Source organism: Leisingera sp. MMG026 (assembly GCF_021654205.1).
Classification (GTDB): domain Bacteria; phylum Pseudomonadota; class Alphaproteobacteria; order Rhodobacterales; family Rhodobacteraceae; genus Leisingera.
In genome coordinates, this window is record NZ_JAKFZM010000027.1 from 1 (window position 1) to 14,432 (window position 14,432).

Annotated in this window: 13 protein-coding genes and 1 pseudogene; 5 read left to right on the plus strand and 9 right to left on the minus strand. The window is 61.2% G+C overall.

Going from position 1 to position 14,432, the window contains the following annotated elements; genetic code table 11:
* Positions 1 to 424: 424 nt before the first annotated feature.
* The gene (locus L1069_RS15215) at positions 425 to 673 is read left to right on the plus strand and encodes a hypothetical protein (RefSeq protein WP_237456227.1); all 249 of its coding nucleotides are present in this window, start codon (positions 425 to 427) and stop codon (positions 671 to 673) included.
* A 163-nt stretch (positions 674 to 836) separates the two neighbouring features.
* Positions 837 to 2,019: pseudogene (locus tag L1069_RS15220) on the plus strand (IS3 family transposase).
* 43 nt (positions 2,020 to 2,062) lie between these two features.
* On the opposite strand, the gene L1069_RS15225 reads toward L1069_RS15220, so the two are convergent.
* The 9 genes from L1069_RS15225 to L1069_RS15260 all read right to left on the minus strand — a co-directional run bounded on the left by L1069_RS15225 (position 2,063) and on the right by L1069_RS15260 (position 10,044).
* Entirely contained in the window at positions 2,063 to 2,659 is a 597-nt protein-coding gene (locus L1069_RS15225) for a tyrosine-type recombinase/integrase (protein WP_237456228.1), read from the minus strand.
* A gap of 19 nt (positions 2,660 to 2,678) precedes the next feature.
* Positions 2,679 to 2,813 carry a hypothetical protein gene (locus L1069_RS24175; protein ID WP_275423080.1) on the minus strand — a complete coding sequence of 45 codons (135 nt, stop codon included), beginning with the start codon at positions 2,811 to 2,813 and terminating at the stop codon, positions 2,679 to 2,681.
* A gap of 319 nt (positions 2,814 to 3,132) precedes the next feature.
* Positions 3,133 to 3,921, minus strand: a complete 789-nt coding sequence (locus L1069_RS15230; protein WP_237456229.1) for a transposase — start codon at positions 3,919 to 3,921, stop codon at positions 3,133 to 3,135.
* A 70-nt stretch (positions 3,922 to 3,991) separates the two neighbouring features.
* On the minus strand, positions 3,992 to 4,405 hold the full coding sequence (locus tag L1069_RS15235; RefSeq protein WP_129370172.1) for a F0F1 ATP synthase subunit epsilon: 414 nt from the start codon (positions 4,403 to 4,405) through the stop codon (positions 3,992 to 3,994).
* Positions 4,406 to 4,460: 55 nt separating this feature from the next.
* Entirely contained in the window at positions 4,461 to 5,885 is a 1,425-nt protein-coding gene (gene atpD / locus L1069_RS15240; RefSeq protein ID WP_129370171.1) for a F0F1 ATP synthase subunit beta, read from the minus strand.
* 21 nt (positions 5,886 to 5,906) lie between these two features.
* Positions 5,907 to 6,788, minus strand: a complete 882-nt coding sequence (locus L1069_RS15245) for a F0F1 ATP synthase subunit gamma (protein ID WP_129370170.1) — start codon at positions 6,786 to 6,788, stop codon at positions 5,907 to 5,909.
* Positions 6,789 to 6,803: 15 nt separating this feature from the next.
* Entirely contained in the window at positions 6,804 to 8,342 is a 1,539-nt protein-coding gene (gene atpA / locus L1069_RS15250) for a F0F1 ATP synthase subunit alpha (protein WP_129370169.1), read from the minus strand.
* Positions 8,343 to 8,903, minus strand: a complete 561-nt coding sequence (locus tag L1069_RS15255) for a F0F1 ATP synthase subunit delta (RefSeq protein ID WP_129370168.1) — start codon at positions 8,901 to 8,903, stop codon at positions 8,343 to 8,345.
* 394 nt (positions 8,904 to 9,297) lie between these two features.
* On the minus strand, positions 9,298 to 10,044 hold the full coding sequence (locus tag L1069_RS15260; protein ID WP_129370167.1) for a methyltransferase domain-containing protein: 747 nt from the start codon (positions 10,042 to 10,044) through the stop codon (positions 9,298 to 9,300).
* Between the two features lie 55 nt (positions 10,045 to 10,099).
* On the opposite strand from L1069_RS15260, the gene gloB reads away from it, so the two are divergent.
* The 3 genes from gloB (at position 10,100) to L1069_RS15275 (ending at position 14,364) form a co-directional block, all read left to right on the plus strand.
* Positions 10,100 to 10,873, plus strand: coding sequence for a hydroxyacylglutathione hydrolase (gloB, locus tag L1069_RS15265; protein WP_237456230.1), 774 nt, complete (start codon positions 10,100 to 10,102; stop codon positions 10,871 to 10,873).
* 177 nt (positions 10,874 to 11,050) lie between these two features.
* Positions 11,051 to 13,375 (plus strand): ATP-dependent Clp protease ATP-binding subunit ClpA, encoded by a 2,325-nt coding sequence (gene clpA / locus L1069_RS15270; RefSeq protein ID WP_134830328.1) that lies wholly within the window; start codon positions 11,051 to 11,053, stop codon positions 13,373 to 13,375.
* Positions 13,375 to 14,364, plus strand: coding sequence for a M23 family metallopeptidase (locus tag L1069_RS15275; RefSeq protein WP_237456231.1), 990 nt, complete (start codon positions 13,375 to 13,377; stop codon positions 14,362 to 14,364). Before clpA ends, L1069_RS15275 begins: the two co-directional genes overlap by 1 nt.
* The last annotated feature ends 68 nt before the right edge of the window (positions 14,365 to 14,432 follow it).

Genomic DNA, 14,432 nt, shown 5'->3' on the forward strand with positions numbered 1-14,432 from the left:
TGGCCTTCCACGTCGGCCTCCATGATCAGCTGTAAAACTGCCTCCGCCACGGCACGCAGAAAGCCGCCGCCATCTTGCTTTGCGAGAAGCTCGGAAAGGCCCATGATGGTCTTGGTCATCGGGGTCTCCGTGCGGGTCGTGGCTGAAGCGTCGAAACTCCACCTCGACCATACACCTTGATGGCCACCCAGGATCACACCGTTGAAGGCGCGGAAATTACACCACGGGCTCGGACACTAACAGAAATCGGGACGAACTCCAGCGGGCTACGGGCGCAATAGGGGGACACCACGACAGGGTTTTGGCCGCTCAGACCGTCTGAACAATACAGTTGCTTGCGCTTCGCCCGATCTATCCCGAGTTTTTCAATTAGCAGCAATATCGAGCTATCACAAAATCCTTCCGTTAAAGTGCTGTTGTCACGGTGCAGCGCGAGAAATTTCTGGCGTTTCGAGGAAGCAGAGCCAGCCCCTACGAACAGACTGACCTGTATGCCGAATTAATCTGGCTGTTTCCTGTGGCAGAACAAATCCAGGACGAATACTGGAGCTTCAAAACACCTGGAATGGCTGTGTGCGCGATTAAATGGTTGTCAGCACTGCTTTATGAGGAAGGTGACAACCCGTTCTTCACATCATGGACGTTGCTGGAAGGAGGGGGCTGCCCTACCTAACCGGAATTGATCACATGTGCATGAAGGCATGCCCTACAAGCCAATACTGAGTTCGTTCGTTCAATCTTGACTCATCAATGGGCCGAAGCTGTTTTGGCTCTTGCGGTCAAAGTGGACCTGTCGCGGTTTGATGCCGCCCCTTTGATAGCCTTTACTGCGCCAAATGAGACGAACTGCGGGAACGAAACGGACGGACGAATTCCGAGCTGATGCGGTGCGCATAGCGCTGACCAGCGGACTTACACGCAAGCAGGTTGCTGATGATCTTGGTGTTGGCCTGTCAACGCTTAACAAATGGATCATGGCACACCGAGACACTGACGTAGTGTCGAACGAGGATTTGAGCCTGGCCCAAGAGAATGAACGGCTTCGACGTGAGAACCGCGTTCTCAAGGAGGAGAGGGAGATCCTAAAAAAGGCAACGCAGTTCTTCGCGGGCCAAAGGCCATGAGGTTCAGGTTCATCGAGGAACACCGCGACAGCTTCCCCACCCACCGGCTGTGTGATGTCATGGATGTTAGTCCGCGCGGTTTGCGGACCTTCCGCAGCCGTCCGGCCAGCTGCAGACAGCGCAGTGATCTGGTGACGCTGGCGCATATCAAGGAACAGTCGCGCCTCAGCTTGGGCAGCTATGGCAGGCCACGGATGACGGAGGAGCTGAAAGAGATCGGTCTGGATATCGGGCACCGTCGTGCGGGCCGCCTAATGCGCCAGACCGGCATATCTGTTGTCAGAACGCGCAAACACAAGGTGACGACCATTGCCCGGCAGGCGATTGCGAAGCAATCAGCCGAGAGGGGGACAGTGACCATAAATTCAATATCGCGCTCAACCTGCTGGATCGGGACTTCACGGCTGATCAGCCGAACCAGAAATGGGCCGGTGACATCAGCTATGTCCGGACCCGTGAAGGCTGGCTGTATCTCGCAGTGATCCTGGACCTGCACTCCGGGCGGGTCATCGGCTAGGCGGTGAGTAATCGAATGAAACGGGATCTGGCGATCCGGGCGCTGACGATGGCCATCGCATTCCGGTCACCGCCGAAAGGCTGCATTCACCACTCGGATCGTGGATCGCAATACTGTTCTCAGGACTATCAGAAGATCCTACGCCAAAACGGGTTCAAGGTATCGATGAGCGGGAAAGGAAACCGCTACGATAATGCGGCCGTCGAGACGTTCTTCAAAACCATCAAGGCAGAATTGATCTGGCGAAGGTCATGGGAAACTCGCAGGCAAGCCGAGATGGCGATCTTTGAATACATCAACGGCTTCTACAATCCGCGACGCCGACACACAGCACTGGGCCGGAAAAGCCCGGTCGCATTCGAACGAAAGGTGGCTTAACCGAGCACCTGGGGCGGCACAAAACCGCGACAGGTCCAGCCGGTCATTGAATCACGCCCATGCCGGCCCCGCTTTCCAGCAGATGGGTGGCAAAGCTATGCCGCAGTGTATGGGGCGAGATCTTTTTGCCGCTCCCGGCAAAATCGTATGCCACCCCAAGAGCCTGGTTGAACTGACGCGTCGAGATCGGAACGATCCGGTTGCGGCCTGGGAACATCCACCCTCTTGGCTGTGCCTCACGGTAGTAGTTGCGGCCTAGGTCGAGCATGCCCGGCGACAGCATCACATGGCGGTCCTTGCGACCCTTCCCTTGCTCGATCCGGATCAGCATGCGGCCGCTGTCAATGTCACCGACCTTCAAATGCGTGACCACGCTGGCGCGCAACCCGCCTCGATAGGCCACGCTGAACGCGGCCCGGTATCTCAGCCCTGGACCAGATGCCGCTTGAAGGATGCGCGTGACTTCTTCGGCGCTCAGCACGACCGGGATCTTCTTCGCCGCCCGCTGATAGCGCATGTGCCGCTTCGTCTCCGGGCGCGGGCAGGCAGTCGCGAAGAAAAAGCTCATAACCGCCAACCGGTTGTTGAAGGTCGGCGCGCCGGCGCCGCGCTCCTTCATATTCAGTTGAATGGCGCGCAATTCAGCTGGCTTTGCGCTATCAGGCGCACCCCGGAAACCGTGTGAAATCACGCATCGCACGCAGATACATCGTCTGTGTTTTGGGCTTAAGCCCCTTGATCTGCATGTCTTCGGCAAACCGCTGGCGTAGTTTGGGAATATATTGGTCTGACAACGAAACCTCCTGTCTGACAATTGAGAAGGTCCCAATCGTCAGACCGGCACGCCTATTCGCCGAATCCACAGTACAAATCAGCGCGATCCAACCGCCACAAGCGCCAATACCGCGTGAACGGTTTCGTCGGTGTCTAAGGTTTGTGGCTGCTGTCAGCGTGAGCGGCAGCGGCGATAAATCTGACAACGAGGAAGGCGCGGGCGGATTCCGGTGCTATGGGGATTGCGGTTCAGGGCTTGGAAAGCCGATGGGCTGGGCTGCGAAGCCTGCGGCGCCGATCAGTGCAGGCAGGCTGGTACTTCCGGTCCGATACCGCCGGTCAGCCCTTTTCTCCGGCGCCTTGGGCCTGTTTCAGCGCGGGATTTGGGCGTTGGGAGATGGCGGCCCGGCGGGTGCAGCGGCTGAGGCAGGCCGGCACGGCTTCGGGGCCGCCGAAGGGTGGTTTGACCGACACGGCCCAGCGGGCTTTGCGCAGTGGCCTGGGATGGCCCCCGAAGGTATCCGGGCCGGCCTGCTCTGACAGATTGCCGAAGAACGTCGATTTCCCCGCCTTGTGCAGCCTGGCCAGCCTTTCGAGGAACAAACGCCGGAACAGACGCGGCAGAACCTTCTCCGGCAGCAAAAAACCGGGGCGAAAAGCGATCCAGCGGGTGCCATCCGCCGGCAAGTCGCAGGCGCGCCTTCGACACGACGTGCGGGGCGAGACCTTTTTCTTGATCCCGGCAAAGTCGCAAGCCGCCCCGAAGGCCCGGTTGAATTTCCGCGTCGGGATCGGATCGACCCGGTCGCGCCCCGGAAGCAACCATCCGGCCGGGCGCGCTTTGCAGTAATAGCCGCGCAGCAGATCCAGCAAGCCCGGCGCCAGCATCACGTGGCTGTCCTTTCGGCCTTTGCCACGGCCCGCCAGGATCAGCATGCGGTCACTGCCGCGCCGGAGGCGAGCCTCCGGCACGATTTCACCGGCTTTCAGATGCGTGAACTCGCTTGCCCTGAGCCCGCCGCCATAGGCCACACTGAACCCCGCCCGGTATCTCAGCCCTGGACCAGATGCCGCTTCGAGAGTGCGCGCGGCCTCCTCAACGCTCAGCACCGCCAAGCGATTATCCAAACAGCATTTCCCAAAAAAAACCGGCCCCCAATAGGAGCCGGTTTCAAAATCGTCCAATCCGCGGGTTGGATCAGAGGGACATATGGGTGCCCAGGGCTTCCATGTCGGCGAGCAGCTTGGCTGCGTCCTCGACCAGCCCGTGCGGCTGGTCTTCCTCTTTTGCGGTCTTGTACATCTCGCGGGCGTCTTCAATCAGCGCGGCCATCTGATCGCGGGTCATTTCCGCCATCGGAATCGCGCGCTCGGCCAGAACCGACAGGCTGTCGCCGCCGATTTCCGCAAAGCCGCCGGTCACCACATACTCCGAATTGCCTTCCGGGCTTTCGACCTTCAGCACGCCGGGGCGCAGGGTGGTGATGGTGGGCGCATGGGCGGGCATTGCCGTCATGTCGCCTTCCGCACCGGGAATCTGGACCGCGCTGGCCTGCAGCGAAGCAAGGCTCCGCTCGGGGCTCACGAGGTCGAATTGCATCGTTTGTGCCATTGGGGCCTCCTTTCAGGGTTCCCCTGCACGGGCTGCGCGCAGGGGAGTTCCAGTCTTAGGCGGCTTCCGCAGCCATCTTCTCGGCTTTGGCGATCACTTCGTCGATGCCGCCAACCATGTAGAAGGCGCCTTCGGGCAGGTGGTCGTATTCGCCGGCCACAACAGCCTTGAACGACGAGATGGTGTCTTCCAGCTGAACCTGAACGCCGTCAGAGCCGGTGAAGACTTTTGCCACGTCGAACGGCTGTGAGAGGAAACGCTGGATCTTACGCGCACGCGCAACGGTCAGCTTGTCCTCTTCCGAGAGTTCGTCCATGCCGAGGATCGCGATGATGTCCTGCAGCGACTTGTAGCGCTGAAGGATCTGCTGAACGTCGGACGCCACTTTGTAGTGCTCTTCGCCAACGATCTGCGGGTCCATCAGGCGCGACGAGGAGTCGAGCGGGTCCACAGCGGGGTAGATGCCGAGTTCCGAGATCGCCCGGTTCAGAACGGTGGTCGCATCCAGGTGGGCAAAGGTGGTTGCCGGTGCCGGGTCGGTAAGGTCGTCCGCGGGAACGTAGACGGCCTGGATCGAGGTGATCGAGCCGTTCTTGGTGGAGGTAATGCGTTCCTGCATGGCACCCATGTCGGTTGCCAGTGTCGGCTGGTAACCCACAGCGGACGGGATACGGCCCAACAGTGCGGACACTTCCGAACCCGCCTGAGTGAAGCGGAAGATGTTGTCCACGAAGAACAGAACGTCGGTGCCGGACTGGTCGCGGAACTGCTCGGCCAGGGTCAGGCCGGTCAGCGCCACACGGGCACGCGCACCCGGAGGCTCGTTCATCTGACCGTAGACCAGAGCAACCTGCGATTCTTCCAGGTTGTCCGGCTTGATCACATTGGATTCGATCATTTCCCAGTACAGGTCGTTGCCTTCACGGGTCCGCTCGCCAACACCGGCGAACACGGAATAGCCCGAGTGCACTTTGGCGATGTTGTTGATCAGTTCCATGATCAGAACGGTCTTGCCCACGCCGGCGCCGCCGAACAGGCCGATCTTGCCGCCCTTGGAGTAAGGCGCCAGCAGGTCGATGACCTTGATGCCGGTTACCAGAACTTCCGACTCGGTCGACTGTTCGTTGAACTCGGGTGCGGGCTGGTGGATCGCGCGGGTCTCGGTTGCGTTCACCGGGCCCTTTTCGTCCACGGGCTCGCCCACAACGTTCAGGATGCGGCCCAGTGTGGCGTTGCCGACCGGAATCGAGATCGGTGCGCCGGTGTCGGTTACTTCGCGGCCGCGGACCAGACCTTCGGTCGCGTCCATTGCGATGCAGCGGACGGTGTTTTCGCCGAGGTGCTGGGATACTTCCAGAACCAGGGTCTTACCGTCGTTTTCAGTGTTCAGGGCGTTCAGAATTGCGGGCAGGTGGTCGTCAAACTGGACGTCCACAACGGCGCCGATGATCTGGGTCACCTTACCTTTTGCTTGTGCCATTTGTTGGTCTCCGGTTGTCTCTTAGAGCGCCTCAGCGCCCGAAATGATTTCAATCAGCTCGTTGGTGATCACGGCCTGGCGCGAGCGGTTGTACTGGATCGTCAGCTTGTCGATCATGTCGCCCGCGTTGCGGGTGGCGTTGTCCATCGCGCTCATCCGGGCACCCTGTTCGGATGCACCGTTTTCCAGCAGTGCCGAGAAGATCTGCGTAGCCACGCCGCGCGGCAGCAGGTCCGCAAGGATCTGCTCTTCGCCGGGCTCGTAGTCATAAACCGCAGATGCGCCATCGGCGTCGCCTTCGCCGCCCTCGTAAGAGGCCGGGATGATCTGCTGGGCGGTCGGGATCTGGGTCACAACGTTGACGAACTCCGCAAAGTAGATCGTGGCAACGTCGAATTCGCCAGCATCGAACCGGGTCAGGATGTCCTTGGCGACGCCCTGCGCATTGGCATAGCCGATGCGTTTGACTTCGCTGAGGTCCACATGGCCGACGAAGTCACCGCCCAGGTCGCGTTTCAGGGCGTCACGGCCCTTTTTGCCGACGGTCAGTACTTTGACCGTCTTGCCCGCAGCCTTCAGCTCGGCCGCTTTTTGGCGGGCAAGCTTGGCGATGTTCGAGTTGAAGCCGCCGCACAGGCCGCGCTCGGCGGTCATGACGACCAGCAGATGGGTCTGGTCGCTGCCGGTGCCGCGAAGCAGCTTGGGAGCTGACTCGCTGCCGCCGACCGAGGCCGCCAGCCCTGCCATCACGGCATTGAACCGCTTGGTATAGGGACGGGAGTCCTCGGCAGCTTCCTGGGCGCGGCGAAGTTTCGCCGCGGCCACCATCTGCATGGCTTTTGTGATCTTGCGGGTCGATTTGACCGACGCGATCCTGGTTTTAAGGTCCTTAAGGTTCGGCATAGCCTTATCCTCCCCTTAAGCGAAGCTAGCGGCGAACTCGTCCAGCGCAGCCTTTACCTTGTCCGCCAGCTCGTCCTTCACCTTACGATCGTTGTTGGTGATGTCCGCCAGCAGGTCGGCATGTTTGCCGCGCAGGTGGCTGAGCAGGCCTTCCTCGTAGCGGCCAACGTCCTTGACGTCGACTTTGTCGAGGTAGCCGTTGGTGCCGGCAAAGATCACGCAGACGATTTCGGCGTTGGTCAGCGGCGAATACTGGGCCTGCTTCATCAGCTCGGTCAAACGGGCACCACGGGCCAGCAGCTGCTGGGTGGCGGCGTCCAGGTCGGAGCCGAACTGCGCGAACGCAGCCATTTCGCGGTACTGGGCCAGCGACAGTTTCACCGGGCCGGCAACCGAGGACATCGCCTTGGTCTGGGCCGAGGAACCCACACGCGAAACCGACAGACCGGTGTTCACGGCAGGGCGGATGCCCTGGTAGAACAGTTCGGTTTCCAGGAAGATCTGGCCGTCGGTGATCGAGATCACGTTGGTCGGAATAAACGCCGACACGTCGCCGCCCTGGGTTTCAATGATCGGCAGCGCGGTCAGCGAGCCGGCACCGAAGTCTTCGTTCAGCTTGGCCGAACGCTCCAGCAGGCGGGAGTGCAGATAGAAAACGTCGCCCGGATAGGCTTCACGGCCCGGCGGACGGCGCAGCAGCAGCGACATCTGGCGGTAAGCAACAGCCTGTTTGGACAGGTCATCATAGATGATCAGCGCGTGGCGGCCGTTGTCGCGGAAGAATTCCGCCATTGCGGTTGCGGCATAGGGTGCCAGGAACTGCAGCGGCGCCGGGTCGGATGCGGTTGCAGCCACAACGATGGAGTATTCCATCGCGCCGGTTTCTTCCAGCTTCTTCACCAGCTGGGCCACGGTGGAGCGCTTCTGGCCAACCGCGACGTAAACGCAGTACAGCTTCTTGCTCTCATCGTCGCCGGCGGCGTCGTTGTAGGATTTCTGGTTCAGGATCGCATCCAGAGCCACGGCGGTTTTACCGGTCTGACGGTCGCCGATGATCAGCTCACGCTGGCCGCGGCCGATCGGGATCATCGCGTCAACGGATTTGAGGCCGGTCGCCATCGGCTCATGCACCGACTTACGCGGGATAATGCCCGGCGCCTTCACATCCGCAACACCGCGTGTCACGTCTTCGATCGGGCCCTTGCCGTCCAGCGGGTTGCCAAGGCCGTCCACAACGCGGCCCAGCAGGCCGTTGCCGATCGGCACGTCCACGATGGAGTTGGTGCGCTTGACGGTGTCGCCTTCTTTAATGTCGCGGTCGGAGCCGAAAATCACGATACCGACGTTGTCGCTTTCCAGGTTCAGCGCCATGCCCATGATGCCGCCGGGGAATTCGACCATTTCACCGGCCTGAACATTGTCGAGGCCGTAAACGCGGGCAATACCGTCACCGACGGACAGCACGCGGCCGATTTCAGCCACTTCTGCTTCTTGACCAAAATTCTTGATCTGGTCTTTCAGGATCGCAGAAATCTCTGCTGCTTGGATACCCATTTATCCGACCTCTTTCATTGCATTCTGTAGGGAGTTGAGCTTGGAGCGGATCGAGCTGTCGATCATCTTCGAGCCCACTTTAACGACAAGTCCGCCGATGATGGAGGCATCGACGGAAGCATTGATGGTAACTTTCTTGCCCACGCGCTCGGCCAGGGTCTTGGCCAGCTTTTCGCTTTGGGTCTTGGTCAGCGCCTTGGCAGACACCACCTCGGCGGTGATTTCGCCGCGGGCTTCAGCCAGGCGGGCGCGCAGCGCGTCAATCAGCGCGGGCACCACAAACAGACGGCGCTTGTCGGCCATCAGAGCCAGGGTATTGCGCAGGACGGGATCCAGGCCCATCTTGTCAGCCACCGCAGTGATTGCGGCGCCCTGCTCGTCGCGCGACACCAGCGGCGACTGGATCAGGCTGTTGAGGTCGTCGCTGTCAGCCAGCGCGGCTGCCAGGTCATTGATGCTGGTTTCAAGGCTGTCGAGCGCCTTGTTTTCTTGCGCGATGTCGAACACCGCCGTGGCATAGCGCGCGGCAATGCCTGCAGAAATCGAAGCTGGTTCGGACACGTCCACCCTTCCGATATGTTATTGGCCCCGGTTGGCGTACCCGGCCACAGGCGGCGTCCGGGGGCGTGAGTCATCCCCCATTGGCAGCGGGGCGTTGAAATCAGCGTGGGTCTAGCAGAGCGGATGCGACCTATCAACTGCCTAAACGGCAACTCGAAGAAGCATGTTTACAGCGTTTTCAACGACTTAAGGCAAGTGCGGCCCTTTGACCACAGTCGAGAAATAAAAAAGTGCGGCTGAACTGCAGGATTTGGCGATTCCGGAAAGCGGCATTTGCGGCCGATTTCGTCACATATCGGACCAGAACCCGTCTTTTCAGCGCCTCTTGGCGCCGAACCCGCAGTTTCAGGGAATCGAAATCAGCCATAGACGGGCCGGATCAGCCCCGGACGCGTCAGGCCGGTTCCGGCATCGGGTTGGACAGACCTTCGAGCACCCGGATCCGGCTGCGGACCTTGGTGCCGACCATGTGGCCGCGCTGTGTGTGGGTCTGCTTGCTGACCTCGACCATGAACACGCCGCCGGCCAGCATCGCCGGCAGTTTGCGGCCCATTTTTTCCAGCATCGCGCCGGATTTCAGCCAGAACCGTTTGTGGCTAGGCAGCCGGTACAGCGCCGCGGTGTGCTGTTCGATGGCGAACTGGTGCTCGCGCAGCTGACCTTCGAGCTGGCGCAGAGTGTAGGGGCGGCCAAAGCCGAACGGGGTCAGATCCGACCGCGCCCAAAGCCCGGCCCGGTTTGGCACGACGAAAATGGCCCGCCCGCCGGGACCCAGCACCCGCCAGCATTCTTCCAGCAGCTTTGTTGGCCGCTCCGAGGTCTCCAGACCATGCATCACTACCAGCCGGTCGATCCTGCCAGTGTCGACGGGCCAGCTGGTCTCCTCGCACAGGACCGAGACATTGGGCAGCCCCGCGGGCCATTGCATCACCCCCTGCGGCCCCGGCATCAGCGCCATCACCCGGCGCGCCTCGGGCAGGTAGGGACGCAGCAGCGGCGCGGCAAAACCGAAGCCCGCCACCGTCAGCCCTTCGGTGCCTGGCCAGATATCCAGCAGACGGCCGCGGATCGACGCCTGCGCCGCACGCCCCAGGGTGCTGCGGTAATAGAAGTTCCTGAGATCCTGAACATCAAGATGCATTGCGGGTGCCTGCTGCTTCGGCCAATCTGGGCGCAGTTTAGCAATGTAAAGGCGAATGACCATGCCTCTTGAGATCATCACCCTGCCGTGCCTGTCGGACAACTATGCCTTTTTGATCCGCAATCCTGCATCAGGCGAGACCGCGCTGGTGGATGCGCCCGAAGCAGGCGCCATCAAGGCGGCGCTATCGGCGCGCGGCTGGGGGCTGGACTGGATCCTGCTGACCCATCACCACTGGGACCATATCGACGGTGTAGCCGACCTGCAGGAGTCCTATGGCGCCAAGGTGATCGGCGCTGCAGCCGACGCCCACCGGCTGCCGGATCTGGATATGGCCGTTAAGGACGGCGGCAGCTTCACGCTGCTGGGCGAAGAGGTGCAGGTGATGGATGTCTCGGGTCACACCGTTGGCCATATTGCCTTTTATCTGCCCGGTTCAAATGCCGTGTTCACCGCTGACAGCCTGATGGCGCTGGGGTGCGGGCGGCTGTTCGAGGGCAGCCCGCAGCAGATGTGGGCCAGCCTGTCGCGGCTTGCCGCGCTGCCGCCGCACACTATCGTTTATTCAGGACATGAATACACCCAGTCCAACGGTGCCTTTGCAGTCACCGCCGACCCCGGCAACCCGGCGTTGCAGGCGCGTATACGTGATATCGCAAAGGCCCGGAACGACGGCATGCCTACGGTTCCGTCATCCTTGCAGCTGGAACTTGACACCAATCCGTTCCTGCGCGCCGGTGACAGTGCCGTGAGAGCGCACCTTCGCATGGAAGATGCTGAAGACGCTGAGGTTTTTGCCGAAATCCGCCGGCGCAAAGACAATTTTTGACCAAATCAAGGGTATCGGGGCGCAACAGGGAGAAAATAATTGTGACCCCAAAATGAAGAAAAGCCCTTGAAGCTGGCGCGCTATCAACCAAACTCTAACCTTATAAGCACATGGTTGAACTGCGGGGTTGGTTAATACCGCCCCATCCGGCCAACCCAAGATCAGAGGAGCACGCCCGTGCCTTCATTCTCGAGCACCCTGGAACAGGCCATTCACGCAGCGCTGGCGCTGGCGAATGAACGCCGTCATGAATTCGCAACCCTGGAACATCTGCTTCTGGCCCTGATCGACGAGCCCGACGCGGCCCGTGTGATGCGCGCCTGCAGTGTCGATCTGACCGAATTGCGATCCTCGCTGGTGGAATTCGTGGATGAGGATCTTGCCAATCTGGTCACCGACATCGACGGATCCGAAGCGGTGCCGACCGCCGCCTTCCAGCGGGTCATTCAGCGGGCCGCAATCCATGTGCAAAGCTCAGGCCGCACCGAAGTGACAGGCGCCAATGTGCTGGTGGCGATCTTTGCTGAACGCGAAAGCGATGCGGCATACTTCCTGCAGGACCAGGAAATGACCCGCTATGACGCGGTGAACTTTATCGCCCATGGCGTGGCAAAGGACCCGGCCTTTGGGGAACCCCGCCCGGTCACCGGCGCAACCGAGCAGGAAGAAGACAGCATCACGGCCGCGCCTGAGGGCGAAAAGAAGGAAAGCGCGCTGGCGAAATACTGCGTCGACCTGAATGCGAAATCCCGCGACGGCGACATCGACCCGCTGATCGGCCGCGACCACGAGGTGGAGCGCTGCATCCAGGTGCTGTGCCGCCGCCGCAAGAACAACCCGCTGCTCGTGGGCGACCCCGGCGTTGGCAAAACGGCAATTGCCGAGGGGCTTGCGCGCAGGATCGTGTCCGGTGAAACCCCGGAAATTCTGGCGCAGACCACCATTTATTCGCTCGACATGGGCGCGCTGCTGGCCGGGACCCGCTACCGCGGTGATTTTGAGGAACGCCTGAAAGCCGTGGTCACCGAGCTGGAAGACCACCCGGACGCGGTGCTGTTCATCGACGAAATCCACACCGTGATCGGGGCCGGCGCGACCTCTGGCGGCGCCATGGATGCCTCCAACCTGCTGAAACCGGCGCTGCAAGGCGGCAAGCTGCGCACCATGGGCTCCACGACGTACAAGGAGTTCCGCCAGCATTTCGAGAAGGACCGCGCGCTGGCCCGCCGGTTCCAGAAAATCGACGTGAACGAGCCGACGGTGGAAGATTCCATTGAGATCCTGAAGGGGCTGAAGCCTTATTTCGAGGAGCATCACGGCATCAAGTTCACCGGCGATGCAATCAAGACCGCGGTGGAACTGTCGGCCCGTTACATCAACGACCGCAAGCTGCCGGACAAGGCCATCGACGTCATTGACGAGGCCGGCGCCGCGCAGCATCTGATCATCGAGAGCAAGCGCCGCAAGACCATCGGCGTCAAAGAGATCGAGGCCGTGGTTGCCAAGATCGCCCGCATCCCGCCGAAAAGCGTGTCGAAAGACGATGCCGAAGTGCTGAAAGACCTGGAGAAATCGCTGAAACGCGTGGTCTTTGGCCAGGACGATGCCATTACTGCCCTGTCCAGTGCGATCAAACTGGCCCGTGCAGGCCTGCGGGAGCCGGAAAAACCCATTGGCAACTACCTGTTTGCAGGCCCCACCGGCGTCGGCAAGACCGAGGTGGCCAAACAGCTGGCGGATACGCTTGGGGTGGAACTGCTGCGGTTTGACATGTCCGAATACATGGAGAAACACGCGGTCTCCCGCCTGATCGGCGCGCCTCCGGGCTACGTCGGTTTTGACCAGGGCGGCCTGTTGACCGATGGCGTCGACCAGCACCCGCACTGCGTGCTGCTGCTTGACGAGATGGAAAAGGCGCATCCGGATGTCTATAACATCCTGCTGCAGGTGATGGACAACGGTCAGCTGACCGACCACAACGGCCGCACGGTGAATTTCCGCAACGTGGTGCTGATCATGACCTCCAACGCCGGCGCGTCGGAACAGGCAAAGGCCGCTATCGGCTTTGGCCGCGACCGCCGCGAGGGTGAAGACACCGCCGCAATCGAGCGCACCTTCACACCGGAATTCCGCAACCGCCTGGATGCGGTGATTTCCTTCGCACCGCTCGGCAAAGAAGTGATCCTGCAGGTGGTCGAGAAATTCGTGCTGCAGCTGGAAGCCCAGCTGATGGACCGCAATGTTTCGATTGAGCTGACCCGCAAGGCGGCGGAATGGCTGGCCGACAAGGGCTATGACGACCGGATGGGCGCACGTCCTCTGGGCCGGGTGATCCAGGAGCACATCAAAAAACCGCTGGCCGAGGAGCTGTTGTTCGGCAAGCTGACCAAAGGCGGTATCGTCAAGGTCGGCATCAAGGACGGCAAACTGGAACTGCGCCTGGAAGGGCCAAGCAAGCCGCGGATATCCGGTGACAAGCCGCCGCTGCTGACAGCAGATTGATGCGCCTTGCCGCGCTGATAACCGCAATATCGCTCGCCGCGCCCGCCGCGGCGGGCGATTTTCTTTTGCAATTCCCGCTGGACTGCACCCTGGGCGGCACCTGCCACATTCAGCAGTTCGTCGACCACGATCCCGGCCCCGGTGCCACGGATTTCACCTGCGGCACGCTGAGTTATGATGGCCACAAGGGAACGGATATCGCCCTGCCCTACTTGTCGGACATGCAGGCCGGCGTCGCGGTGCGTGCCGCGGCAGGCGGTGTTGTCCTTGGAACCCGCAACGGCATGGCGGACCAATATGCCACCGATGACAATGCGGCAGAGATTGACGGTAAGGAATGCGGCAACGGGGTGGTCCTGCGCCACGGCAACGGATGGGAAACCCAGTACTGCCACATGAAGCGCGGCTCGCTCCGGGTGGAAAGCGGCATGAAAGTCAAGCCTGGCGATATCCTGGGCGAGGCCGGGCTTTCCGGCAAGACCCAGTTCCCGCATCTGCATTTGTCTGTGCGCAAGGATGGCGCGGTGGTGGATCCTTTTGCACCGGAAAGCCTTGAAAGCTGCGGCACCCCCGCCGGTAAGACACTCTGGGCGGATCCGCCGGCCTATCAGGCGGGCGGTGTGCTGGGGGCCGGTTTCAGCGCGGCGATCCCTGAATACAGTGCGATCAAGGCGGGCACCGCGGACGCCGCACCGCTGGCTGCAGATGCACCTGCGTTTGTTTTTTGGGCCTACGCGTTTGGCGGTCTGGCAGGCGACCAGCTTGAGCTGACGGTGACAGGCCCCGGCGGCGAACTTATCTCCCACAGCGAAGGGCTGAACAAAAATCAGGCCCAGTTTTTCCGCGCTGCCGGCCGCCGCCTGCGCGGCGGGCAATGGCCGGAAGGCACCTATACCGGCACGGCCCGTCTATTGCGGGAAGGCCGGCAGGTTGACAGTTTTACCCGCAGCATGGTGATCGCACCGCCGGAAGACCCCGCCTCCCAGTAGCCGGCCCCACAGTTTTCCGGTTCAAAGTGACCGGGTTCAAAGTATCAGGCCTTACCAGATACGCGGCG

Excerpts from the sequence above, each read along its gene's own strand:
- L1069_RS15235 (WP_129370172.1), bottom strand. The coding sequence starts at position 4,405 with ATGGCACAAACGATGCAATTCGACCTCGTGAGCCCCGAGCGGAGCCTT.
- atpD (WP_129370171.1), bottom strand. The coding sequence starts at position 5,885 with ATGGCACAAGCAAAAGGTAAGGTGACCCAGATCATCGGCGCCGTTGTG.
- L1069_RS15245 (WP_129370170.1), bottom strand. The coding sequence starts at position 6,788 with ATGCCGAACCTTAAGGACCTTAAAACCAGGATCGCGTCGGTCAAATCG.
- atpA (WP_129370169.1), bottom strand. The coding sequence starts at position 8,342 with ATGGGTATCCAAGCAGCAGAGATTTCTGCGATCCTGAAAGACCAGATC.
- L1069_RS15260 (WP_129370167.1), bottom strand. The coding sequence starts at position 10,044 with ATGCATCTTGATGTTCAGGATCTCAGGAACTTCTATTACCGCAGCACC.
- gloB (WP_237456230.1), top strand. The coding sequence starts at position 10,100 with ATGACCATGCCTCTTGAGATCATCACCCTGCCGTGCCTGTCGGACAAC.
- L1069_RS15275 (WP_237456231.1), top strand. The coding sequence starts at position 13,375 with ATGCGCCTTGCCGCGCTGATAACCGCAATATCGCTCGCCGCGCCCGCC.